The sequence below is a fragment of the Tropicimonas sp. IMCC34043 genome (assembly GCF_003390845.1).
Lineage (GTDB): Bacteria > Pseudomonadota > Alphaproteobacteria > Rhodobacterales > Rhodobacteraceae > Tropicimonas.
This window is the reverse complement of record NZ_QMEK01000001.1, coordinates 1521552-1543184: the sequence shown is the minus strand read 5'-3', so window position 1 is coordinate 1543184 and position 21633 is coordinate 1521552. Positions and strand designations below refer to the sequence as shown.

At 67.2% G+C, this 21633-nt stretch carries 16 protein-coding genes and 2 tRNA genes; 9 read left to right on the top strand and 9 right to left on the bottom strand.

The annotated features are described in order from the left end of the window. Positions 1 to 43 precede the first annotated feature (43 nt). A complete protein-coding gene (locus tag DQG17_RS07205) occupies positions 44 to 1057 on the bottom strand; it encodes a zinc-binding alcohol dehydrogenase family protein (RefSeq protein ID WP_116132028.1) in 1014 nt (337 codons plus the stop codon). Between the two features lie 106 nt (positions 1058 to 1163). On the opposite strand from DQG17_RS07205, the gene DQG17_RS07200 reads away from it, so the two are divergent. The 5 genes from DQG17_RS07200 (at position 1164) to DQG17_RS07180 (ending at position 9686) form a co-directional block, all read left to right on the top strand. Continuing rightward, complete coding sequence (locus DQG17_RS07200) at positions 1164 to 1538, top strand: helix-turn-helix domain-containing protein (RefSeq protein WP_116132027.1); 375 nt, start codon at positions 1164 to 1166, stop codon at positions 1536 to 1538. A 236-nt stretch (positions 1539 to 1774) separates the two neighbouring features. Further along, positions 1775 to 3001, top strand: coding sequence for an MFS transporter (locus DQG17_RS07195; RefSeq protein ID WP_116132026.1), 1227 nt, complete (start codon positions 1775 to 1777; stop codon positions 2999 to 3001). Between the two features lie 4 nt (positions 3002 to 3005). After that, positions 3006 to 5093 carry a bifunctional DedA family/phosphatase PAP2 family protein gene (locus tag DQG17_RS07190; protein WP_116132025.1) on the top strand — a complete coding sequence of 696 codons (2088 nt, stop codon included), beginning with the start codon at positions 3006 to 3008 and terminating at the stop codon, positions 5091 to 5093. A gap of 151 nt (positions 5094 to 5244) precedes the next feature. Continuing rightward, a complete protein-coding gene (locus DQG17_RS07185; RefSeq protein ID WP_116132024.1) occupies positions 5245 to 6555 on the top strand; it encodes an efflux RND transporter periplasmic adaptor subunit in 1311 nt (436 codons plus the stop codon). Continuing rightward, positions 6552 to 9686 (top strand): efflux RND transporter permease subunit, encoded by a 3135-nt coding sequence (locus tag DQG17_RS07180; protein ID WP_116132023.1) that lies wholly within the window; start codon positions 6552 to 6554, stop codon positions 9684 to 9686. Before DQG17_RS07185 ends, DQG17_RS07180 begins: the two co-directional genes overlap by 4 nt. Before the next feature lie 145 nt (positions 9687 to 9831). On the opposite strand, the gene DQG17_RS07175 is transcribed toward DQG17_RS07180, so the two are convergent. From DQG17_RS07175 to DQG17_RS07150, 6 genes are all read right to left on the bottom strand, one after another. Further along, positions 9832 to 9906: transfer RNA gene (locus tag DQG17_RS07175), tRNA-Glu, on the bottom strand. A 115-nt stretch (positions 9907 to 10021) separates the two neighbouring features. Then, positions 10022 to 10096, bottom strand: a tRNA-Glu gene (locus DQG17_RS07170). Between the two features lie 104 nt (positions 10097 to 10200). Continuing rightward, positions 10201 to 11946, bottom strand: a complete 1746-nt coding sequence (gene recJ / locus DQG17_RS07165; RefSeq protein WP_116132022.1) for a single-stranded-DNA-specific exonuclease RecJ — start codon at positions 11944 to 11946, stop codon at positions 10201 to 10203. Between the two features lie 7 nt (positions 11947 to 11953). Continuing rightward, the gene (gene glpX / locus DQG17_RS07160) at positions 11954 to 12925 is read right to left on the bottom strand and encodes a class II fructose-bisphosphatase (RefSeq protein WP_116132021.1); all 972 of its coding nucleotides are present in this window, start codon (positions 12923 to 12925) and stop codon (positions 11954 to 11956) included. Positions 12926 to 13050: 125 nt separating this feature from the next. Continuing rightward, positions 13051 to 14337 carry a homoserine dehydrogenase gene (locus DQG17_RS07155; RefSeq protein WP_116132020.1) on the bottom strand — a complete coding sequence of 429 codons (1287 nt, stop codon included), beginning with the start codon at positions 14335 to 14337 and terminating at the stop codon, positions 13051 to 13053. Between the two features lie 68 nt (positions 14338 to 14405). After that, entirely contained in the window at positions 14406 to 14942 is a 537-nt protein-coding gene (locus DQG17_RS07150; protein ID WP_116132019.1) for a hypothetical protein, read from the bottom strand. A 105-nt stretch (positions 14943 to 15047) separates the two neighbouring features. Here DQG17_RS07150 and DQG17_RS07145 point away from each other — a divergent pair, with 105 nt between their 5' ends. Continuing rightward, entirely contained in the window at positions 15048 to 15647 is a 600-nt protein-coding gene (locus tag DQG17_RS07145; protein WP_116132018.1) for a TetR/AcrR family transcriptional regulator, read from the top strand. A 118-nt stretch (positions 15648 to 15765) separates the two neighbouring features. Here DQG17_RS07145 and DQG17_RS07140 read toward each other — a convergent pair whose 3' ends face one another. Then, positions 15766 to 16677, bottom strand: coding sequence for a pirin family protein (locus DQG17_RS07140; protein WP_116132017.1), 912 nt, complete (start codon positions 16675 to 16677; stop codon positions 15766 to 15768). Between the two features lie 165 nt (positions 16678 to 16842). Between DQG17_RS07140 and DQG17_RS07135 the strand changes: the two genes are divergently transcribed. Together DQG17_RS07135 and DQG17_RS07130 are read left to right on the top strand one after the other, a co-directional pair. Continuing rightward, on the top strand, positions 16843 to 17355 hold the full coding sequence (locus tag DQG17_RS07135; RefSeq protein WP_116132016.1) for a hypothetical protein: 513 nt from the start codon (positions 16843 to 16845) through the stop codon (positions 17353 to 17355). A 116-nt stretch (positions 17356 to 17471) separates the two neighbouring features. Continuing rightward, the gene (locus tag DQG17_RS07130; RefSeq protein WP_116132015.1) at positions 17472 to 18917 is read left to right on the top strand and encodes a Glu/Leu/Phe/Val dehydrogenase; all 1446 of its coding nucleotides are present in this window, start codon (positions 17472 to 17474) and stop codon (positions 18915 to 18917) included. Between the two features lie 125 nt (positions 18918 to 19042). Here DQG17_RS07130 and DQG17_RS07125 read toward each other — a convergent pair whose 3' ends face one another. Beyond that, positions 19043 to 19372 (bottom strand): SH3 domain-containing protein, encoded by a 330-nt coding sequence (locus tag DQG17_RS07125; RefSeq protein WP_232829352.1) that lies wholly within the window; start codon positions 19370 to 19372, stop codon positions 19043 to 19045. A 151-nt stretch (positions 19373 to 19523) separates the two neighbouring features. Between DQG17_RS07125 and dnaG the strand changes: the two genes are divergently transcribed. Beyond that, positions 19524 to 21533 (top strand): DNA primase, encoded by a 2010-nt coding sequence (dnaG, locus tag DQG17_RS07120; RefSeq protein ID WP_116132013.1) that lies wholly within the window; start codon positions 19524 to 19526, stop codon positions 21531 to 21533. The last annotated feature ends 100 nt before the right edge of the window (positions 21534 to 21633 follow it).

The following is a 21633-nucleotide window of genomic DNA, read 5'->3' as shown; positions in this document are numbered from 1 at the left end:
CGATGCCCGCAAGGGGGCAAGGTGGCTCAGGTGCCCTGCCGCCTCAGAAGCCTTCGATGACGATCTTGCCGCGCGCCGTGCCGGTTTCGATCAGGGCGTGGGCCCGTTTCAGGGTTGCGGCATTGATCGGCGACAGGGTCTCGGTCAGCGTGGTGCGGATGCGGCCCGCGTCGACCAGTTTCGCCACCTCGTTCAACAGCTTGCCCTGTTCCGCCATGTCGGGCGTGCCGAACACCGCGCGGGTGAACATCGATTCCCAGTGGATCGACACGGCCTTGCGCTTGAAGCCCATGATGCTCAGGCCTTCGGGATCGTCGATCAGGCCAAAGCGGCCCTGCGGGGCGATCAAGGCAACGATCTCGTCGATGTGCCGGTCGGTCTGCGTTGTCGAGAAGACAAAGGCGGGCGCGCCGATCCCCAGCGCGTCGACCTGTGGCGCCAGTGGCCTTGAGTGGTCGATGACATGATGCGCGCCAAGCTCGCGGACCCAGGCCTGCGTCTCGGGGCGCGAGGCGGTGGCGATCACCGTCACATCGCTCAGCGCGCGGGCAAGCTGGATGGCAATCGAGCCGACTCCGCCGGCGCCGCCCACGATCACGATGGCATTCGCGGCCCCCGGAACCGGGCGGCGGATGTCGATCCGGTCGAACAGCGTCTCCCAGGCGGTGATCGCGGTCAGCGGCAGCGCGGCCGCCTCGGCATTGCCAAGCGAGGCGGGCTTGTGACCGACAATGCGGCTGTCGACCAGATGGAATTCGGCATTCGCGCCGGGCCGGGCAATCGACCCTGCGTAGAACACCGAGTCACCCACGGCAAAGCCTGTCGCGGCCTCGCCCAGTTCAACCACCCGGCCGACGGCATCCCAGCCCAGCACCTTGAACTGCCCCGGCCCGGGCGCGGCGCTGCGGCGCACCTTGGTATCGACCGGGTTGATCGAGACCGCCGCCACCTCGACCAGAAGGTCGTGGCCGCTGGCGCTGGGGCGCGGCAACTCGATGTCTTCCAGCGCGTCCGGGCGCGCGATGTCTCCGGCGTTTCTGTATCCGATGGCTTTCAAGGTCGTCGCTCCTGAGGGTCCGTTGCGCTGTACGGAAACTGGGCCTACATTCAAACATGTGCAATACGTACAAACGCTGCACATAGTATCAAAAGGATACTGTAAAATGGCCAAGCCACGGCACTCGCGGTTCGACTGTACGCCCGGCTGTTCGGTCGAGGCCGCCATCGGCCTGATCGACGGCAAGTGGAAGTCGATCATCCTGTGGCAATTGCTGTCCGGCACGCTGCGTTTCAGCGAAATCCGGCGGAATGTGGAAAACTGCACCCCCCGGATGCTGACCAACCAGTTGCGCGAGATGGAGGCCGACGGGCTTGTGACCCGCAAGGTCTATGCCCAGGTGCCGCCCAAGGTGGAATATTCGCTGTCCGATCTCGGCCGCAGCATGGAGCCGATCCTGCGGGCGCTGAAAGACTGGGGCGACGCGAACATCGGCCTTTATGGCAAGCCGAACGGTCACGATCCGCGGGACGCCGCCTGAGCCATCCCGGCACCGCGATCCGACGTTTTCCGGAACTCACCCATCGAAGGGCGCTGGACGGGCGCTGCAGCCCGGATCCTCACGGCGTCATCCACGTCGGGTGGGGGAGCGCGCTTGACATGGCTGGCAGCGACGCGTTGCAGTAGCGTGCTCCGACCGGGTTGAGCGCCGGCGTCAACGGGAATGACCAAGGCCCTCGGCAAGGCTGATGGAGCGGCGAGCGGCGGAAAGACGGGATGACGGAAAACCACGCGACCCGACAGCAGTGGCCACGCTTGCCCGCGGGGATCTGGGCGCTCGGGTTCGTCTCGATGCTGATGGATGTCTCGTCCGAGATGATCCACGCGCTGCTGCCGGTCTATCTGACCGTCGGGCTCGGCGTGACCGTGCTGGCCGTCGGTGTCATTGAGGGGATCGCCGAGGCAACCGCGTCGATCACCAAGGTCTTTTCCGGCGCGCTTTCGGACCGGATCGGGCGGCGCAAGGAACTGGCCGCGCTCGGCTATGGTCTGGCGGCGCTGACCAAGCCGGTGTTTCCGCTGGCCCCCGGCATCGGCTGGCTGGTCGCTGCGCGGTTTGTCGACCGGGTCGGCAAGGGCATTCGCGGCGCCCCGCGCGATGCGCTGATCGCCGACATCACGCCAGCGGGGCTTCGCGGGGCGGCCTTTGGCCTGCGCCAGTCGCTCGACACCTTCGGGGCCTTTCTTGGGCCGCTTGCCGCCATCGCGCTGATGTGGCTGTTTGCCGACGATTTCCGGAGCGTGTTCTGGGTCGCGGTGATCCCGGCCTTTCTGGCCCTCGCGCTGATCCTGTTTGCGGTGCACGAGCCCGCCCGGCCTGCGGGCCTGCGCAAGGTGCGCAATCCGCTCAGCCGCCGCGAACTCGGCCTGCTGGGTGCGGTCTATTGGTGGGTGGTTGCCGTCGCGGCGCTGTTCACGCTGGCGCGGTTCAGCGAGGCGTTTCTGATCCTGCGCGCCGAGGTGACGGGCGTGCCGCTGATGCTCGTGCCGCTCGTTTTCGTCGCGATGAACGCGGTCTATGCGTTGTCGGCCTATCCGGTGGGCGCGCTGTCGGACCGGGTGGATCGCTTCGGGCTTCTGATCGCGGGAATTGTCCTGCTGATCGCGGCCGATCTGTTCCTTGCGCTGACGCACGGTCTTGCCGGATTCGGGATCGGCATACTGCTCTGGGGTTTGCACATGGGGTTCACCCAGGGGCTGATCGCGGCGCTGGTGGCCGAGGCGGTGCCGCCCGAGTTGCGCGGCACGGCCTTTGGCATGTTCAACCTTGTCACCGGCGTCATGCTGCTGCTGGCAAGCGTGCTTGCGGGCGCGCTATGGCAGGGTTTCGGACCGCAGGCGACGTTCCTGGCAGGCTCCGTCTTTGCCGCGGTCTCCATTCTGGGCCTGCTGCCGCTCCGGCAACGACTGGGCCGCAGGGACCCGCAGGAGGCCGGGAAGTGATCTGATGCCCCATTCCATCGACCAGATCTTGCCCTCCCTTCAGGCGTTCGGTGTCGGAAGCTATTGGCTGATCGGCCTTGCCTCGGCGCTCGAGGCCTATTTCCTTACCGGCGTTGTCGTGCCGGGAACCTTGATCGTCGATGCCGGGGGCGTTCTGGTCCAGCGCGGGCTGCTCGATTTCTTCGATCTCGCCTGGTTCGTGGCACTCGGCTCTGTGCTGGGGTCAGAGGCCGGCTACTGGACCGGACGGCTGGCCATGCACCGGGTGCCCGGCACGCGCCGCATCGAGCGCTCAAAGGCGTTCGCCCGCGCCGAGGCGCTGTTCCAGCGGCGCGGCGGTCTGGCGCTGGTCCTCGGACGGTTTCTTGGCCCGCTCGCCGGGCTTGTGCCGCTGGTGGCGGGAGCGGCGGGGATGGAGCGGCGCCGGTTCCTGATCTGGAACCTTGCGGGCAGCATCCCCTATGCGCTGGTCCACGTAGGGATCGGGTATTTCCTTGGCGACGTTGCGGGGCGCATCAGCGGCTCGTTCACCCGCATCGCGCTTTTGACCGGCGTTGTCGCATTCCTGCTGGTCGTGGTGTGGGGATTGTTGTTCAGCGTGGTCCGGCTGATGCCGCTGACCTGGTCGATCCTTGAGGATGCGGCGCACGCCATCGCCGACCGGCCGGCGGTTGCGGGCTGGATCGGGGCGCATCGCGGCATCGCCGGGTGGGTCAGGGCCCGCTTCGATCGCGCAAGTTTCACCGGCATGCCGCTGACGGTCCTCGGCCTCGTCTTTGTCTATATCGCCTCGGTGTGGCTCGATTCGATCGTCGATTTCCTGCTCGACGACCCGGTGCGGCAGCTCGACATGCGGCTGGCCGAACTGATCCACCATTTCCAGTCGCCGGGGCCGATCCGGCTGGCGACGCGGATCACGGCCCTGGGCAGTTGGCAGGTGGTCTGGCCTCTGATGGCGGCAGCGGTGCTGTGGCTGCTGAGCGCGCGTCGTCGCGCCCTGGCGCTGGGGCTTGTGGTCTCGGTCCTGGGCAGCACGCTCTCGGTCGCCCTGCTCAAGATGGTGTTTCAGCGGCCACGGTCTCCGCTCGGCTATTTCCTCGAAACCTCGAACAGCTTTCCCTCTGGCCATGCGGCGGCCTCGGTCGGGTTCTATGGCATGCTGATGTTTGTACTCTGGCGGGCCGGCCGGCTGCGCGCCGAGACAGCGCTGCTTGGCGCGGGTCTGGCGGCCTTTGCCATCGGCGTCAGCCGGATCTATCTGATCGAGCATTATCTGAGCGATGTCGTGAACGGGTGGCTTGTCGGCTGCCTCTGGGTGCTGGTCGCAATCGCGGTCACCGAATGGCTGTCTGCGCGCGACGCGCCCGCGATGCCGGTCGCGCCGGCGCGGGCATGGCTGCGGCCGCTTTGCCTTGGCGCGGCTGCCATGCTGCTGTGCCTCGCGGTCGTCAGCGCCTGGCGCTATGACCATCCGCTGAACCTTTCGGTGGTTGCGTCCGCCGACTGGACCCTCAGCGATATCGGGGGCCTTGCCGTGGCCGAGGATTTTCCGGCGGGCACGGAATCGCTGCTCGGGTCAGAGCTTCAGCCGATTGGCGTGATCGTGCTTGCGAAAGATACGGGCACGGTGACCCGAGCGCTTGTCGATGCAGGCTGGACCGCGGCGGCGAGGCCGTCGCCCGGGATGGTGTTCGATGCGATGTTTGCAGCCCTTGAGGGGCGCGAAGATCCAACGGCCGAGATCGTCGCCCATTTCTGGCGCGGCCAGCCAAACGACATCGCCTTCCAGACCGGGCAGGGGCCGGCAGGCATGCCGCTCGGGCAAGCCTATCGGGCGCGGTTCTGGGCTTCAGACTATGTCACTTCGCAGGGCCTGCGGGTCTTTGCGGGGGCGGTTGGCGTCGATGAGGGCGCCGAGGCGGGGTCAACGGTCGCGGGCGACCTTGCCGCCCGCGACCGGCTTGTCAGCGACCTGCTTGCCTCTGGCGCGACACTCGCGACCCGACTGGATCTGCGAGCCGCCACGCAAGTGCCAGAGGGGGCCATGCCCGATCCCCCCCGGCATCAGGCCATCGTCGTGACCCTTCCCTGAGGTCCCGCGACCCGGATCGCCGCTTCGAAGACTGCGCCGCAATGGCAGGCCCGACCGGGGATGGTGCGTCAGGGCGCATAGGATATATTCTGATAGCGTGATATGAACGTGCCGCGGACGCGTTCCATTCGACAAATATCAGGAGATCACGATGGCCGGACCCGGGAAGGTTCTTTTGCGCGCCCTGGCGGTTTCGCTTCCGGTGGCCCTGGGGTTGCTGGCAATCGGCTATTCCGCAGATCTGAAACAGGCGCCTGCGGGGACCGAACGCACGCCGCCCGCGACGCCGGTGCGCACGATCACGCTGGCCCCCGTCACGCTGACGCCGCGGGTCATCGGGCACGGAACCGCAGAGCCTGCCCGCGAATGGCGGGCGATCGCGCGGATCGAGAGTATGGTGGTCGAGACATCGGACCAGCTTTCGCCGGGCGAGATTGTCCCGGCCGGGACCGAGCTTTTGCGGCTCGACGATACCGACCTGCGGCTGTCGCTCGCCGAGATCGACGCGAGTCTTGGTGCCCTGGCGGTCAAGGACCAGACACTGGCGGCGAGCCTTGAAATCACCCGCGCCGATCTGGAGCTCAGCCGGTCCGAGATGCAACGCCAGCAGGACCTCGCAGATCAGGGGGTCGCCACGCGGGCGACGCTGGAACAGTCGCGGCGTCAGGAACTGGTGGCCCGGGCCAAGGTGGTCGATCTGGAAAACCAGCTTGCGCTTAACCTCGCCGAACGCCGGGTGCTGGAAGCGCGGCGCGCGCTCGAGGCACGCAGCCTCGAGTTCACCACGGTCGTCGCCCCCTATGATGTTCGCCTGACCGATGTCTCGGCCGAACTGGGGCAGGTGGTCAGCCACGGTCAGCAGATGATCGCGGCCGAGGGCACGGAGGCGGTCGAGATCGCGGCCCGGTTCCCCATCGGTCAGGTCGGCCCGCTGGTGCGGATGCTGGCCAGCGGCCAGGTGACCGACCTGAAGGCCAGGGTCCGGCTGCCCGCGGCCGATCATTCGGTAACATGGGACGCAAAGGTCGTTCGCGTCGGCGAGGCGGTCGATGTCGCGACCCAGAGCAGCACACTGGTCGTTCGGGTCGAGAACCCTCTCGACCGCGCACAGGCCGGGTTGCGGCCGCCCTTGCGCCGCAACACTTTTGTCGAGGTCATTCTCAGCGCCCCGCCGGTCGAGGTGCTGGTTGTCCCGCAGGAGGCGGTGGTGAATGGCCGCGCGCTTGTCGTTTCGCCCGAGGGCACGCTCGAACCGCGCGAGGTGACGCTCGGCTACACGATGGAGGGGATCGCCGTGGTTGCCGAGGGGCTGGCGGCCGGTGACCGGCTGGTCGTGACCGATCCCGCCATCGCGGTGCCGGGGATGGGCGTCAAGGCCATGGAGGACAAGGCCACGGCAGCCCGCATCGCCCAGACGGCTGCGGGTGGCAAGACCGCCGCCGGTGCGGGGAAGGCCCGATGATCCGGCTGTTTGCCACCCACCCGACCGCCGCCAACATCCTGATGCTGGCCTTCATCGTTCTGGGGCTGGCCGCCGCGCCGACCCTGCAGCGCGACACCTTTCCCGCCGTGCCGCCGACCGATGTCGAGGTGCGCATCGCCTATCCGGGGGCCACGCCCGCCGGGGTCGAGGCCGAAATTTGTCGCGAGGTCGAGGACCCGATCCGCGAAGTCGACAACCTTGCCGAACTCGTCTGCCTGTCCCGGGACGGCATGGCGGTCGTGACGGCCGAGATGGTCGAAGGCGCCGACATGACCCGTTTTGCCGCCGATGTCTCGGCCGCCGTCGACGGGATCACAACGTTCCCGGACAAGGCCGAGGATCCGGTGGTTCAGGTGGTCGAGCGGGTGGCAAGCGTTGCCTCGGTCGCCATCACCGGGCCGGAGGACCCGGCCGTCCTGCTGGCCTATGCCGATGCCTTTGCCGAACGCCTTCGGGCCGATCCGGCGATCAGCAAGGTCGCGATCAACGGCTTTTCCGACCGCGAGATTGCCATCGACGTGCCCGCCGTGGCGCTGTTGCGCTTCGGCCTGACGCTGGGGGACGTCGGCGCAGCGCTTGCACGTGAATCGATCGACATGCCGGCGGGCACCATGGAGGGACCGGGCGGCGATGCCGCGATCCGCTTTCTGGGCGAACGGCGCAGCCCCGCCGAACTGGCCCGCATCCCGGTTGCCGGAACCGATACCGGCAGCGAGGTTCTGCTCGGCGATATCGCGACCATTGCCACGACCTTTTCCGACCCGTCCGTCGCCGCGTGGTACAACGGGCGGCGGGCGGCCATCGTCGCGGTCAGCAAGACCGAGACCCAGGATGCCCTGCAGGTGATGGCGGCGCTACAGCGCCAGATCGCCGTGGCGCAGGCCGAGGCGCCGGGCAATATCGAACTGGCGATCTCGCAGGATTCGACCTCGAACATTCGCGACCGGCTGCGGATCATCGGTGTGAACGGGCTGCAGGGGCTGGCGCTGGTGCTCGTCACCATGTGGCTGTTCTTTGGCGTCCGGGTCTCGTTCTGGGTGGCGATGGGGTTGCCGGTGTCGTTTCTGGGCACGGTCTTTGCCATGCAGCTTTTCGGCCTGACGATCAACATGATGACCATGGTGGCGCTGCTGGTGGCGGTCGGCCTGCTGATGGACGATGCCATCGTGATTTCGGAAAACATCGTGCGCCGCCGTCAGGGCGGGGAGAGCGCCATCGACGCGGCTGTGAACGGGGCGACCGAGGTCGGCCCCGGTGTCATCGCCTCGTTTCTTACCACGGTGATGATCGTTGGTCCGCTCGGCTTCATGGCCGGCAACATCGGGGCGGTGCTGAAATACATCCCCATCGTGCTGGTCATCACGCTGGTGGTCAGCCTGATCGAGGCGTTCCTGATCCTGCCGCATCACATGCTGCGCGCGCTCGACCGGGATCTTTCACCGGGGATGGTGGGCCGGGCGGTGAACGGCGGCTTCGACCGGCTGCGCGACCGGGTGGTCGTGCCCTTCGCCGGTCTTGCGCTGCGCTATCGTTACCTGACGGTCGGGATTGCGGCGTTTCTGGTGCTGGTGTCGATTGCGCCCTTCACCGGCGGCTTCATCAAGTATCAAAGCTTCCCGACGCTCGAAAGCGACACGGTCGAGGCGCGCCTGCTGCTGGTGCAGGGATCGCCGCTGGCCCGCACCGAGCAGCGGGTGGACAAGGTCGTGGCGGCGCTCAACCAGATGAACGCCGATCTATCGCCCGCCCAGCCTGACGGCCAGCCGCTGGTGCAGGGCTATACGGTCACCTATGGCAGCAACGCCGACACGCCCGAGACGGGACCCCACCTGGCGACGGTCAGTGCGGCGCTGCTGCCTGCGGGGCAGCGCAGAACCTCGGTGACCGAGGTCCTCGATACCTGGAAGAAGCTGACCGGACCGCTGCCCGACATGGCTGCCTTCCGGATCACCGATAAGGAGCGCGGCGCCGGTGGCAAGCCGATCGACGTTCGCCTGCAGGGTCCAGATCTGGCGGACCTGGCGGTCACGGCAAAGGAGATGCGCAAGTTCTTTCGCGGCTTTGCCGGTGTGCGCGAAGTGACCTATGACCTGCAGCCCGGCCGGACGGAATACCTGATCGCGATCCGCCCTTCGGCGGCGACCGCGCTCGGCGTGAGCGCACAAGGGATCGCGACTGCGCTGCGCGCGGCCTTCCGCGGCGACACCGGGCTCGAGGTGCGCGACGATCTGGGCAGTCTCGACATCACGGCGCGGCTGACCGGCGCCGACCGCGCCACGGCGGCCGATCTGGCGGCAATCCGCGTCGCGGGGGCGAACGGGGCGCTGGTGCCGCTGTCGGCCGTCGCCGAGATCCGGCAATCGCGCGACTATGCCACGATCCAGCGCATCGACGGCCAGCGCACGGTTTCGGTGCAAGGCTCGATCAACCCCGCCATCGCCAATTCCCGCGAACTGATGGCGGCGCTACGCCGCGATTTCCTGCCCGGGCTGGCCGACAAACGCCCCGACGTGCGGGTCGTCATCGTCGGCGAGGCGAAGGATACCGCGACCACGGGCAGTTCGCTTGGCCGCAACATGGCGATCGGGCTGATCGGCGTCTATCTCATCCTCGCCTTCCAGTTCCGCAGCTTCCTGTTGCCGGTGGTCGTCATTGCCGCCATCCCGCTGTCGCTGATCGGTGTTGTCTGGGGGCATATGGCGCTTGGCCTGCAGATCTCGCTGCCGAGCCTCGTGGGCCTCGCCACGCTTGCCGGTGTGGTCGTCAACGGTTCGATCCTGCTGGTCGGGTTCATCAAGGACCGTCATGCCGAGGGTGCCGAGCTTGCCGATGCCGCGCGCGAAGCGGTGCGCGACCGGTTCCGCGCCATCGTTCTGACCTCGCTGACGACGCTGGTGGGGCTTGGGCCGCTGCTGTTCGAGCCGTCGACCCAGGCGCAGTTTCTGCGCCCCATCGTGGCCAGCCTCGCCTTTGGCCTGACCAGCGCCACGATCCTGTCGCTGTTCGTCACACCGGCGATGCTGCTGATCCTGAATGACTTCGGAGTGTTGCGCACGGGGCGGGCGGAGTCCGGGACTGGCGAAACCCTTCCTCCCGGCGTCGAAGCCTGAGGGCCTGTCGCCGGAGGGCGGAATGCTGAGCCGAAGGGTGGGCGCCGGGCACGGCGCCCTGGACGGCGTTGCCCGTCAGGCGCGCGCCAAAACCGCCTGGTTATAGCCGCCAATCCATTGAAAACACTTGAAGCGGTGGTGTGGTTGGTAGTCCGTAGGGGAGTTGAACCCCTCTTTCCAGGTTGAGAACCTAGCGTCCTAACCGATAGACGAACGGACCCAAACCACGAGTGTCGCGCCATCCGGCATTGGCGCATCGACCCACGATCCTGGTATTCCTGCCGGGCCGGGTGTGGCTGCGACACCCTGTCCTGATACGTGGGATATGCTGAAAGTGGCAGTCCGTAGGGGAGTCGAACCCCTCTTTTCAGGTTGAAAACCTGACGTCCTAACCGATAGACGAACGGACCGCAGCAATCAGTGCGGCGTTACTTATGAAACGCTGCCGCAGCGTGCAAGCGGTTTTTCGGGTTCGCGGGAGAATTTCTCGGACCCTGATCGTCAGCGCGGGACATCAGGCCTCGGCGGCATCGTCCAGCCGCAGTCGCGGGCTGCGCCGACCGTTCCAGTCGTTGATTTCGAGCTTTCCGGCCAGATGGAACCTGGCACCGCCGTGCGCGTCGAGCCGGGGACCGATCGGGCCGTCGAAGGCGCCAAAGGCCACCGCTTCGAGCCGTGCGCCAAGCCCGTCGCCAATGGTCACCCGCAGATGGCTTTCGCCCATCCGCCGGGTGTGCAGGATCGCGACGTCCGGCAGTGCGAAACGCGGGGCCGGAGCGGATTGGCCGAAGGGGCCGGCGGCCTCGACCTGTTCGATCAGTTCGATCGAGGCGGCACCGGGCATCAACAGCCCGTCGAGGTTCAGATCCCGCGGCCCCCCGGCACCTGCGCCCTGGCGTGCCAGCAACTCGGCCAGCCGCTCCATCGCGGGTTCAAGCTGCGCTTCGATGACGGTCAGTCCGGCCGCCATCTTGTGACCGCCGCCCTTCACGAGCAGCCCCTCGGCGGCGAGCTTCTGGATCGAGGCGCCAAGATCGACACCGGTGACCGAGCGGCCCGATCCCTTGCCCTCGCCGCCCGCCAGACCGATCACGATGGCAGGGCGATTTGTGGCCTCTTTCAGCCGCGAGGCGACGATGCCGACAACACCGGGGTGCCAGCCTTCGCCCGCCGCCCAGACCAGCGGGCCGTCGGTGCCGCGCGCCTCGGCCTGCGCCATGGCGGCGATGGTCACGGCGGCCTCGATCTCGCGGCGTTCGTGGTTGAGTGTGTCGAGCCGTTCGGCCAGCGCCTGCGCCTCGGCCGGGTCCTCGGTCGCCAACAGCCGCGCGCCAAGATCGGCCTGACCGATCCGGCCGCCGGCGTTGATCCGCGGCCCGAGCAGAAAGCCCAGGTGATAGGCGCGCGGCGTCTCGTTCAGTCCTGCCACATCGGCGAGCGCGCGCAGACCGGGCCGGTCGCGGCGGGCCATCACTTTCAGCCCTGTGCGCACCAGCGCCCGGTTGACGCCCACCAGCGGCGCAACGTCGGCGACCGTGGCCAGTGCCACCAGATCGAGCAAGCCCATCAGGTCGGGCTGCCTGCCGCCCGCGGCGCGGATCCTGCGCCCGGCCTCGACCAGTACCAGAAACACCACCCCGGCGGCACATAGATGCGCAAGATCGCCCGACTCGTCCTGCCGGTTCGGGTTGACGACGGCAAGTGCGGGCGGCAGCGTTTCGCCCCCCAGGTGATGGTCGATCACCAGCACATCGGTGCCGGCCGCCGCCGCCAGCGCCTCGTGGCTGAGCGTGCCGCAATCGACACAGATGATCAGGTCATGGTCGGCGGCAAGCCGGGCCATCGCGGGCGGGTTCGGGCCATAGCCCTCGTCGATGCGGTCGGGGACATAAAGCGTGGCGCGGCGCCCCAGCGCGCGCAGCCACCAGATCAGCAGCGCGGCCGAACTGCCGCCATCGACATCGTAATCGGCAAAGATCGCGATCCGCTGGGTGCGCTCGACCGCGGCCAGCAGCCGTTCGGCGGCAAGGCCCATGTCCTTCAGCGTCAGCGGATCGGGCAACAGGTCGCGCAGGGCGGGGGCGAGAAATGACGCGGCCGCCTCGGGGGCGACCCCGCGTTGCGCGAGAATGTGGCAAAGCGGCCCGGGCAGCCGGGTCGCTTGTGCCAGTGCTTCGGCCTGACGTTCCCGGTCGACGCCCGGACCGACCCATCTGCGGCCGGTCAGGGAATGTTCGACGCCAAGGAACGCAGCCACCATCCCGCGATCAGACGGGGTTCGAATAGATCACGCGCCGAACCGAGCCGGTCTTGGACCGCATCAGGATCGTTTCGGTGGTATAGCGGTGCGGCGTCCGCTTGACGCCGGGAAGGATGCTGCCGTCGGTCACGCCGGTGGCGGCAAAGATCACGTCGCGGGTCACCATCTCGTCGCGGGTATAGATGTGGTCGAGATCGTCGATCCCGGCCTTGGCGGCGCGCGCCTTTTCATCGTCGTTGCGGAACAGCAGCCGGCCGTACATCTGGCCGCCCATGCACTTCAGCGCCGCGGCGGCCAGCACGCCCTCGGGCGCTCCGCCTGCACCCATGTACATGTCGATGTTGGTCAGCTCAGGCTCGGCGCAGTGCATGACACCGGCGACGTCACCGTCCTGGATCAGCCGAACCGCGGCGCCGGTCTTGCGGATTTCCGCAATCATGTCGATGTGACGGTCCCGTTCCAGCACGCAGACATTGATATCCTCGGGCGCGCAGCCCTTGGCCTTGGCCAGCGCATGGACGCGCTCGGCCGGCGACATCTTCAGCGTCACGACGTCCAGCGGATAGCCCGGGCCGATCGCCAGCTTGTCCATGTAGACGTCGGGCGCGTGCAGCATCGAATTGCGCGGACCCATGGCGATGACGCAGAGCGCGTTCGGCTTGTCGAGCGCGGTCAGGGTCGTGCCCTCCAGCGGGTCGAGCGCGATGTCGACCTCGGGGCCTTCGCCCATGCCGACCTCTTCGCCGATGAACAGCATCGGCGCCTCGTCGCGTTCGCCCTCACCGATCACCACGACGCCGCGAATTTCCATCTTGTTGAGCTGCACGCGCATGGCGTTCACGGCAGCCTGGTCGGCCGCCTTTTCGTCGCCGCGCCCGACCAGATGGGCCGAAGCCATGGCGGCGGCCTCGGTCACCCGTGCGAGGGAGAGCGAGAGCAAACGGTCGTGAAATTCGGGAGGGGTGTGAATCGTCGACATCGGAGAGGTTCCTGCGGTTAATTGGATCAAGGCCTGAAACGGGGTAGCGGCGTGGCGTGGGAGGATGCAACTGGTGTTTGCGCTAAAGCGTCAAAGGGCCTCGCGCCGGCGCCGAAAGTGATGCGTCAGATCGATTCGATCCGGATCGCGATGGGCTCGTCCACCACAACGCCGGTCGCCGGGAAGGCTTCGAGCGCGCGGTCGAGCGCATCGCGGCTGGTCTTGTGGGTGACGACCAGCACCGGGGCGGTGATCTCGTCGTGCCGGGTCTGGCGCATCCGGTCGATGCTGATGCCGGCCTCGCCCAGTACGGCCGCGACCTTGGCCAGTGCGCCCGGTTTGTCGGACAGACGCAGCCGCAGGTAATAGGGCGCGGGCGCCGTGGCGCGGGCAGGGGTCGGATGGATCAGCCCGGCGGCGGGCTGGCCAAAGGTGGTCAGCCGGGTTCCGCGCGCGATCTCGATCACGTCGCTCATCACAGCACTTGCCGTCGGACCCGATCCCGCACCGGGTCCGCGCAGCACGATCTGGCCGACGCTGTCGCCTTCGAGGACGACCATGTTGGTGCCCCCCTGCAACTGGCCAAGCGGGCTGTCGGCCGGCACCAGGCAGGGCGACATCCGCTGTTCCAGTCCGCGGCCGGTCATCTGGGCCACGCCCAGAAGCTTGATCCGGAAACCGAGGTCGGCGGCATGGTGGATGTCGTCGAGGGAGATCTGCTGGATCCCCTCAAGCTCGACCGCGCCGAACGAGACCCGGGTGCCGAAGGCGATGGCGGCGAGCAGCGCCAGCTTGTGGCCGGCATCGATGCCGCCGACGTCGAGATTGGGATCGGCCTCGAGATAGCCGAGCTGCGCGCATTCCTCGAACAGCGCGTTGTAGCCCTGGCCGGTCTCTTCCATCCGGGTCAGGATATAGTTGCAGGTGCCGTTCATCACCCCCATCACCCGCGAGATCTCGTTGCCGGCAAGGCCCTCGGTCAGGGCCTTGACGACCGGGATGCCACCGGCGACGGCGGCCTCGAACCGGATCACGTGGCCCATCGCCTCGGCGCGTTCGGCCAGTTCCTGGCCGTGCAGGGCCAGCAAGGCCTTGTTCGCGGTCACCACGTCCTTGCCGGCATCGAGTGCGGCCTCGGTCGCGGCGCGGGCCGGGCCTTCGCTGCCGCCCATCAGTTCGACGAAGACGTCGATGTCGTCGCGGGTGGCGAGCGCCACGGGGTCATCCTCCCACGCATAGCCCGACAGCGACACGCCGCGATCCTTGGTGCGCGAGCGGGCGGAGACGGCCGAGATCTCGATCGCGCGGCCGGTGCGGCGGGCCAGCAGATTCGCCTTTTGCCGCACGATCCGCACCACGCCGGTGCCGACGGTGCCGAGCCCTGCAATGCCAAGGCGAAGGGGGTCGGTCATGGTCGCGCCTCCGGTTCAGGTAGGATGTCTGCCGCTCGAAATCGTCCGGCCGGCGTGACTTATCCTGTTCACGGGTCGGGCGCAACGACGCCGGTCTGGGCATCCTGCATGAGCTTTCGAAGCCGGGCGGCGGCATCCTCCAGCCGTTGCTGGTCGCCCTCATCGGCGGGGGCGGTCGGGTCCGTGGCGGCGGCCGCATCGCTTGCGGCCGCATCGCCGGTCGCGGCCGCATCGGCGATGCCACGCAGGCGGGCATGGGCGTCCTCAAGGCGCGCGCGCTCGGCCGCGTCGATGGCGGCGGCGTCCGCATCCGGCCCAAGGCCGCGCGCAGAGGCAAGCTGCGTGCGTTCGTCTTCGGTCATGACCGGCAGGCTGATCACCGCAGCCGATGCCCTGAGCGCGTCGGCCCGCTCGATCATGTCGGTTTCGGTCTCGTTCGCTGTGACCTTGGGCGCCCCGGCGAGGATCGGGCGAATGTCGGTCAGAACCGGCGAGGGCGCCTGCCGCCCGGTTTCGGTCAGCTTGGCATCAAGCTGGGGAAACCGCGCGCAGCCCGGGGATATGGCGACAAGAAGGAGGCAAAACAGTGGGGGGGCGGTGCGCATCCGGGGCTCCAGAAGGATCGCGCGCACCTTATCGCGATGCGACGGAATCGAGCAAGGCTGGCGATGGGCCTTGAATTGAACAATTGTTCAATGCCAATTCGTGACATGGCGCGCAAGACCGGATCCCACGCAGAGATCACCGGCCCCCGGATCCGGGAGGCCGCGTTGCGCCTGTTCGCGCGCCATGGCTATGCCGCGGTGTCCATGCGCCAGATCGCGAACCAGGTCGGAGTGCAGGCGGGCGCGCTTTATACCTATACCGCCGACAAGCAGGCGTTGCTGTTCGACCTGATGGCCGCGCATATGGAACACCTGCTTGAAAGCTGGCAGGCAGAGCCGCGCGGGCAGGGGCCCGAGGGTCGGCTGGAAAGCTTCACCCGGTTTCACATCCGCTATCACCTCGACCGGCCGGACGAGGTCTTTGTCTCCTACATGGAGTTGCGCAACCTCGAACCGGGGAATTTCGCGGCAATCGAGGAAATGCGCCGGCGCTACGAGCTGGAACTTGGAACGATTCTTGCCGAGGGCGCTGCCGCAGGGGTCTTTGTCATTGGTGACGCCAAGGTGATGACCCGCGGACTGATCGCCATGCTGACCGGTGCCAGCACCTGGTTTCGCGATGGAGGGCGGTTGAGCCGGACGGATGTCGAGAACATCTATTGGGACATGACGCGCCGCACCGTCGGAATTTCCGATGGCACATGAGGCTGGAAGCACGCAGACGGCCGTTGTCCGCGTCGACGACGGGTCGTAACCCGGCCGACCGCCCCTCGCAGGCGCACGAAAAGAGCGCCGGCAAGGGGACGAATCCGCCAAGGCCCGATCAGTGCGCCGGGCGAATGAAGGTGCCGTTGCGCAGCTCGCTGAACGCCTGTGCCAGCTCGGCCTGGGTGTTCATCACGATAGGACCGTGCCAGGCAACAGGCTCCTGGATCGGCGCGCCCGAGATCAGCAGGAACCGGATGCCCTCGGGTCCTGCCTGCACCGTCACCTCGTCGCCGCTGCCAAAGCGGATCAGCGTCCGGTCGCCTGACATGTCGCGGATATTCACCTCGCGGCCCGCGACCTCCTTTTCCAGCAGCACGCCGGTCGGTTTCGAGGCGTCGGCAAAGGCGCCGGCGCCTTCGAAGACATAGGCGAAGGCACGGCGATAGGTGTCGACCGGGAAGGTCTTTTTCACGCCCGCAGGGACAAAGATGTCGAGGTACTGCGGTTCGGCCGCAATGCCGTCCACCGGGCCGGTCTTGCCCCAGAAACTGCCGACGATCACCCGCACCCGCGTGCCGTCGTCGTCGATCACTTCGGGGATCTCGCCACCGGAGACGTCCTGATAGCGCGGCGCGGTCATCTTCAGCGATCCGGGCAGGTTGGCCCAAAGCTGAAAGCCGTGCATCTGGCCCTTTTTATTGCCGGTCGGCATCTCCTGATGCAGGATCCCGGATCCGGCAGTCATCCATTGCACGTCGCCACCGCCAAGCCGGCCGCTGTTGCCGAGCGAATCGCTGTGTTCGACCGAGCCGGACAGAACATAGGTTATGGTCTCGATCCCGCGGTGCGGGTGCCAGGGAAAGCCGGCCAGGTAGTCCTCGGGCCGCTCGTTGCGGAAATCGTCGAGCAACAGGAAGGGGTCGAGCTCGCTTGGATCGCCGAAGCCGAAGGCACGGTGCAGTTTGACGCCGGCGCCCTCCATGGTCGGGCGGGCATGGCTGAGACGTTCTATGGGTCTGAGAGACATGGAAGCTCTCCTTTCGCGCTGGAAATGTCCGTTGCTGATGAAAGTAGGGGGACTGCGACCTTGCGGCAATGCGCGGAATCTCGATGAAACTGCGCCAACCTGTGCATTTTTGAACAACGGCCGCCGGGACTCGCCGGTCTCTCCGTAAAACGCTAGACAGTCAGGATGGGAAATCCCGATTCTGATGGCATTCTCGCCCGGCTGCACGTCTCGCCGCCCCGTCGCTGGCTGGGGGTCGTGATTGTATTCGGGCTTGGCGGGCTGCTTTGTGCGCTGGCGCTGCTCGATCCCGTGTCGCTTGTGATCCGGGGCGGCATGCTGGGGCTCGGCGCGCTTGTGATCTGGCTGGGTACGCGCCTCGCCCTGCTCGGTGGACGGGGGCTCGAGCTGACGGCAGAGGAACTGCGCGAGGCATCGGGACGGCGGATCGCGTCCGTTGCGCGGATTGCGGCGGTCGACCGCGGCGCGCTGGCGCTCAAACCCTCGAACGGATTTTTGTTGCACCTGTCAGAGCCCGAGCCGGGCGGCATCGCCTGGGCGCCGGGCCTGTGGTGGCGTATCGGACGGCGGGTCGGGGTCGGCGGCCTTGCTTCTGCCGCCGAAGCGCGCGGCATGGCCGAGATCCTTGCCGCATTGGTCGAGGCCGAGGCAGCGCAGGGGCGGGTCGAGCCGGAATGACGCTGCCCCTGACTGAGATTATCCGTGTTTTTTTCGTGCTTTCCGCCTAGGCTTTGTTTCAGGGAGCGGCGCATTTGTGCGCCGGGCCGGAGCATCCAGGGGACAGGGAGAGTGTGATGGCAAACGACACGACAGGGCGTGTAAGAGAGCGTTCCTTCCGGGAATCGGTGGATCTGATGTTCAACCGCGCGGTCGCGGTCATGGACCTGTCGCCGGGACTCGAAGAGAAGATCCGGGTCTGCAACGCGACCTATATCGTGCGCTTCGGCGTGCGGATGCGCGGCAGGATCCAGACCTTCACCGGCTACCGCTCGGTCCATTCCGAACATATGGAGCCCGTGAAGGGCGGCATCCGCTATGCGCTCAGCGTCAACCAGGACGAGGTCGAGGCGCTTGCGGCGCTGATGACCTACAAGTGCGCGCTGGTCGAAGCGCCTTTCGGCGGATCGAAGGGCGGGCTTTGCATCGATCCGCGGGAATACGACGAACACGAGATGGAGCTGGTCACCCGCCGCTTTGCCTATGAACTGGCCAAGCGCGACCTGATCCATCCCAGCCAGAACGTGCCGGCCCCCGACATGGGCACCGGCGAACGCGAGATGGCCTGGATCGCCGATCAATACCACCGGATGAACACCACCGACATCAACGCCATGGCCTGCGTGACCGGCAAGCCGATCCACGCCGGCGGCATCCACGGCCGGGTCGAGGCGACGGGGCGGGGGGTGCAATACGCGCTGCAGGAGTTCTTCCGCCATCCCGAGGATTGCGCGGTCGCGGGTCTCGACGGCGGGCTCGAAGGCAAGCGGATTGTCGTGCAGGGGCTTGGCAACGTCGGCTATCACGCCGCCAAGTTTCTCAGCGAGGAGGACGGGGCGAAGGTCACCGCCATCGTCGAACGCGACGGGGCGATCATCGATGACAACGGGATCGACGTCGAGGCACTGCACAACTGGATCGTCTCTCATGGCGGGGTGAAAGGCTATGCCGAAGGCAGCTATGTGAGCGACGGCGCCAGGGTGCTCGAAAAGGAATGCGACATCCTGATCCCGGCGGCGATGGAGGGCGTGATCAACCGCGAAAACTCGGCGCGGATCAACACGCGGCTGATCATCGAGGCGGCGAACGGCCCGGTGACGGCGGGCGCCGACGAGATCCTGCGCGGCCGCGGCGTCGTGCTGATCCCAGATCTTTATGCCAACGCCGGCGGTGTGACGGTGTCCTACTTCGAATGGGTCAAGAACCTCAGCCATATCCGGTTCGGCCGGATGCAGCGGCGCCAGGAGGAGGCGCGGCACCGGCTGGTGGTGAACGAACTCGAACGGCTGGACCGCTATCTGGGCGACAGCTGGTCGATGACCCCGACCTTCAAGGAACGCTATCTGCGCGGCGCCGACGAGCTGGAACTGGTGCGCTCGGGCCTCGATGACACGATGCGGATCGCCTATCAGGCGATGCGCGAGGTCTGGCATTCCCGCGAGGACGTGCCCGACCTGCGGATGGCGGCCTATATCGTGGCGATCCAGCGGGTTGCCCTGAGCTATCGCGAAAAGGGGCTCTGACCGGCGCGCAAGGAGCGGCGGGCCCGGTGCGGGTTCCCGCCCTGTCTCCGGCGGCATGCGGCGCACCCTTCCGTCTGGCCGGGGTGCGCCCGTGCCGCCGCGGCGGCGTCGATTGCCGGTCCGGCTCAGTTGCCGGTCAGATAATGCCCGGAGACATAGCCCGTCAGCCCGCGCGCCTCGCGCAGCGAGACCTTGCACCACGGCGTCCCGCCGACCCGGTTGCAACCGTGATTGCGCAGAACGGTTCCGTTCGGCAGCCCGACAATCACGCGATAGCCGGTGCCTGGACCGGCACGCATCTTCAGCATGTCCTCGTCCTCGACCCCGGTCACCTCGACCATGGACGTGCGCCCCGAAGGTCCCGCGGCCAGCGCCGCCACGGGGATTGCCTGCGCTGCCACTATCGCCAGAATGAGGAGGCGGCCGCGGCCCGCCCGCCTGAATCCGTTTCGCATCTTGCCTGCTCCGATGGTCTGTTTTTTTGATGGCATGTTCTCTGCCTGCTGCCAGACTAGCACAGATGCCGGAGAAGGTCTTGTCGCGGCGCGGGCCTTTGGCAGGTCGCGGCCGCTAGACAGCAACTGCGTCCGGGGCGATAGTCGCGAAATGTCGCTGCCCCCCGGATTCCTTGACGAGCTTCGTTCGCGCCTCTCGCTTGCCCAGGTGGTCGGGCGCAAGGTGACGTGGGATGCGCGTCGTTCGATCCCCGGCAAGGGCGACATGTGGGCGCCATGCCCGTTTCATCAGGAAAAGACTGCCTCGTTCCACGTCGATGACCGCAAGGGATTCTATTACTGCTTCGGCTGCCACGCCAAGGGCGACGCCATCCGATTCGTGCAGGAGACCGAGAACCTCGGCTTCATGGAGGCGATCGAGCTTCTGGCCGGCGAGGCCGGACTGCCGATGCCCGAACGCGACCCGCGGGCCCAGGAAACCACCGACCGCCGCAGCCGGCTGATCGAGGTGACGGAGGAGGCGGTGCGTTTCTTCCGCCTGCAGCTGAAGACGTCGGCCGCCGGTGCGGCACGTGCCTATCTTTCCGGCACCCGCGGGCTGTCGCCCGAGGCGATCGAGCGCTGGCAGTTGGGGTTTGCGCCGGCAGACTGGCACGGGCTGTGGCAACACCTGACTGCCAAGGGAATCGCCCCCGACCTGATCCTTGCCGCCGGGCTTGCCCGGCCCTCGGACAAGGGGCGCGAGCCCTATGACATCTTTCGCAACCGGATCATGTTCCCGATCCGCGACGCCCGTGGCCGCGCCATCGGCTTTGGCGGCCGAGCGATGGACCCGGCCGACCGCGCCAAATACATGAATTCGCCCGAGACCGAGATCTTCGACAAGGGCAACAACCTGTTCAACCTTGGCCCGGCGCGCGAGGCGACCGGACGCAAAGGCACGCCGCTGGTCGTGGCCGAGGGCTATATGGACGCCATTGCGCTGGTCGAGGCGGGGTTTGGCGGCGCCGTCGCCAACCTCGGCACCGCGATCACGCCCGCCCAGCTGCAGCTTTTGTGGCGCACCCATCCCGAGCCGGTGATCGCGCTCGACGGCGACGAGGCGGGCCGGCGGGCGGCGATGCGGGTCATCGACACCGCGCTGCCACTGGTTCAGGCCGGCCAGTCGTTGCGGTTCTGCCTGCTGCCGGGCGGGCTCGACCCTGACGAACTGATCCGCAGCCGCGGGCCCGATGCGATGCAGACGGCGCTCGATACGGCCGTGTCGATGATCGCCCTGCTGTGGGAGCGCGAGACCGAAGGCAAGGTGCTGGACAGTCCCGAACGGCGGGCGGCCTTCGACAAGGAATTGCGCGCCGTGATCCGCGGCATCGCCGACCCGGGCATCCGGGCGCATTATGCCGATGAGATCGGCCGGCTCAGGGCCGGGCTTTTCGGGGCTGCGGGGGGGGATCGCGGCGACCGGCCGTTCCGGCCCTGGGACGCCAAGGGGAAGGGCAAGGGGCGGGGTCGCGACTGGGGCAGCAAGCGGTCGGACCGATCTGCCGTTCCGACCGCGGGCACGCGCGCCTCGCTTCTGGCCTCGTCCGACGACGGCGCGGCGACCGTGCTGCGCGAGGCGGTGATCCTTGTCACGCTGACGCAGATCCCGGCGCTGCTGGAGGAGTTCGGCCATGCGCTGGAGGAGATGAGTTTTGTCGGCGCCGGCCACGCGGCTCTGGCCTCTGCGCTGCTCAGATGCGATGCGGATGCCACGGCCGAGCGAATCGAATCACAGATTCGCGACTCACTCGGCCCCGAGGTACTTGAAAGGCTTCTCAAGGGGCGCCATGTCTCGCTCGCCCCGTCGGTGCGTCATCCCGGCGACGTTGACCTGGCCCGCATGTGCCTGACCGAGGAAATCGCCAAGCTGGCCGCCGAGAGCGGCACGAGGCGCGAGATCGAGGAAGCGGTTGCCGGCTTCGCCGAGACGCCCGAAGAGTGGATAGACCATCGCCTGAGCCTTTCGGCGCGGGCGCGCGAGCAGGTTTCGCGCAACCACGACGGGGACAGGGCGGACTTTGATATTGCCGAGAACGGTGCCCGGATCGACCGGGACGAACGCTCGGATCTGGATGCGCTGCTGTCTTTGATCGGGTTAGGAACCCCGAAGAAGACTTAGCGGCAGAGCTTTAAACCATGCGAGCGGTGGGGATTGGAATCACCGGTGCTTGCGACTATGGCGGGTGAAACTGCGCGATTCGTGGGGTATGGAATCAGGG

Excerpts from the sequence above, each read along its gene's own strand:
- DQG17_RS07130 (WP_116132015.1), top strand. The coding sequence starts at position 17,472 with ATGGCAAACGACACGACAGGGCGTGTAAGAGAGCGTTCCTTCCGGGAA.
- dnaG (WP_116132013.1), top strand. The coding sequence starts at position 19,524 with ATGTCGCTGCCCCCCGGATTCCTTGACGAGCTTCGTTCGCGCCTCTCG.
- DQG17_RS07135 (WP_116132016.1), top strand. The coding sequence starts at position 16,843 with ATGGGAAATCCCGATTCTGATGGCATTCTCGCCCGGCTGCACGTCTCG.
- DQG17_RS07125 (WP_232829352.1), bottom strand. The coding sequence starts at position 19,372 with ATGCGAAACGGATTCAGGCGGGCGGGCCGCGGCCGCCTCCTCATTCTG.
- DQG17_RS07190 (WP_116132025.1), top strand. The coding sequence starts at position 3,006 with ATGCCCCATTCCATCGACCAGATCTTGCCCTCCCTTCAGGCGTTCGGT.
- DQG17_RS07200 (WP_116132027.1), top strand. The coding sequence starts at position 1,164 with ATGGCCAAGCCACGGCACTCGCGGTTCGACTGTACGCCCGGCTGTTCG.
- DQG17_RS07185 (WP_116132024.1), top strand. The coding sequence starts at position 5,245 with ATGGCCGGACCCGGGAAGGTTCTTTTGCGCGCCCTGGCGGTTTCGCTT.
- DQG17_RS07155 (WP_116132020.1), bottom strand. The coding sequence starts at position 14,337 with ATGACCGACCCCCTTCGCCTTGGCATTGCAGGGCTCGGCACCGTCGGC.
- DQG17_RS07180 (WP_116132023.1), top strand. The coding sequence starts at position 6,552 with ATGATCCGGCTGTTTGCCACCCACCCGACCGCCGCCAACATCCTGATG.
- glpX (WP_116132021.1), bottom strand. The coding sequence starts at position 12,925 with ATGTCGACGATTCACACCCCTCCCGAATTTCACGACCGTTTGCTCTCG.
- DQG17_RS07140 (WP_116132017.1), bottom strand. The coding sequence starts at position 16,677 with ATGTCTCTCAGACCCATAGAACGTCTCAGCCATGCCCGCCCGACCATG.
- recJ (WP_116132022.1), bottom strand. The coding sequence starts at position 11,946 with ATGGTGGCTGCGTTCCTTGGCGTCGAACATTCCCTGACCGGCCGCAGA.
- DQG17_RS07195 (WP_116132026.1), top strand. The coding sequence starts at position 1,775 with ATGACGGAAAACCACGCGACCCGACAGCAGTGGCCACGCTTGCCCGCG.
- DQG17_RS07145 (WP_116132018.1), top strand. The coding sequence starts at position 15,048 with ATGGCGCGCAAGACCGGATCCCACGCAGAGATCACCGGCCCCCGGATC.
- DQG17_RS07150 (WP_116132019.1), bottom strand. The coding sequence starts at position 14,942 with ATGCGCACCGCCCCCCCACTGTTTTGCCTCCTTCTTGTCGCCATATCC.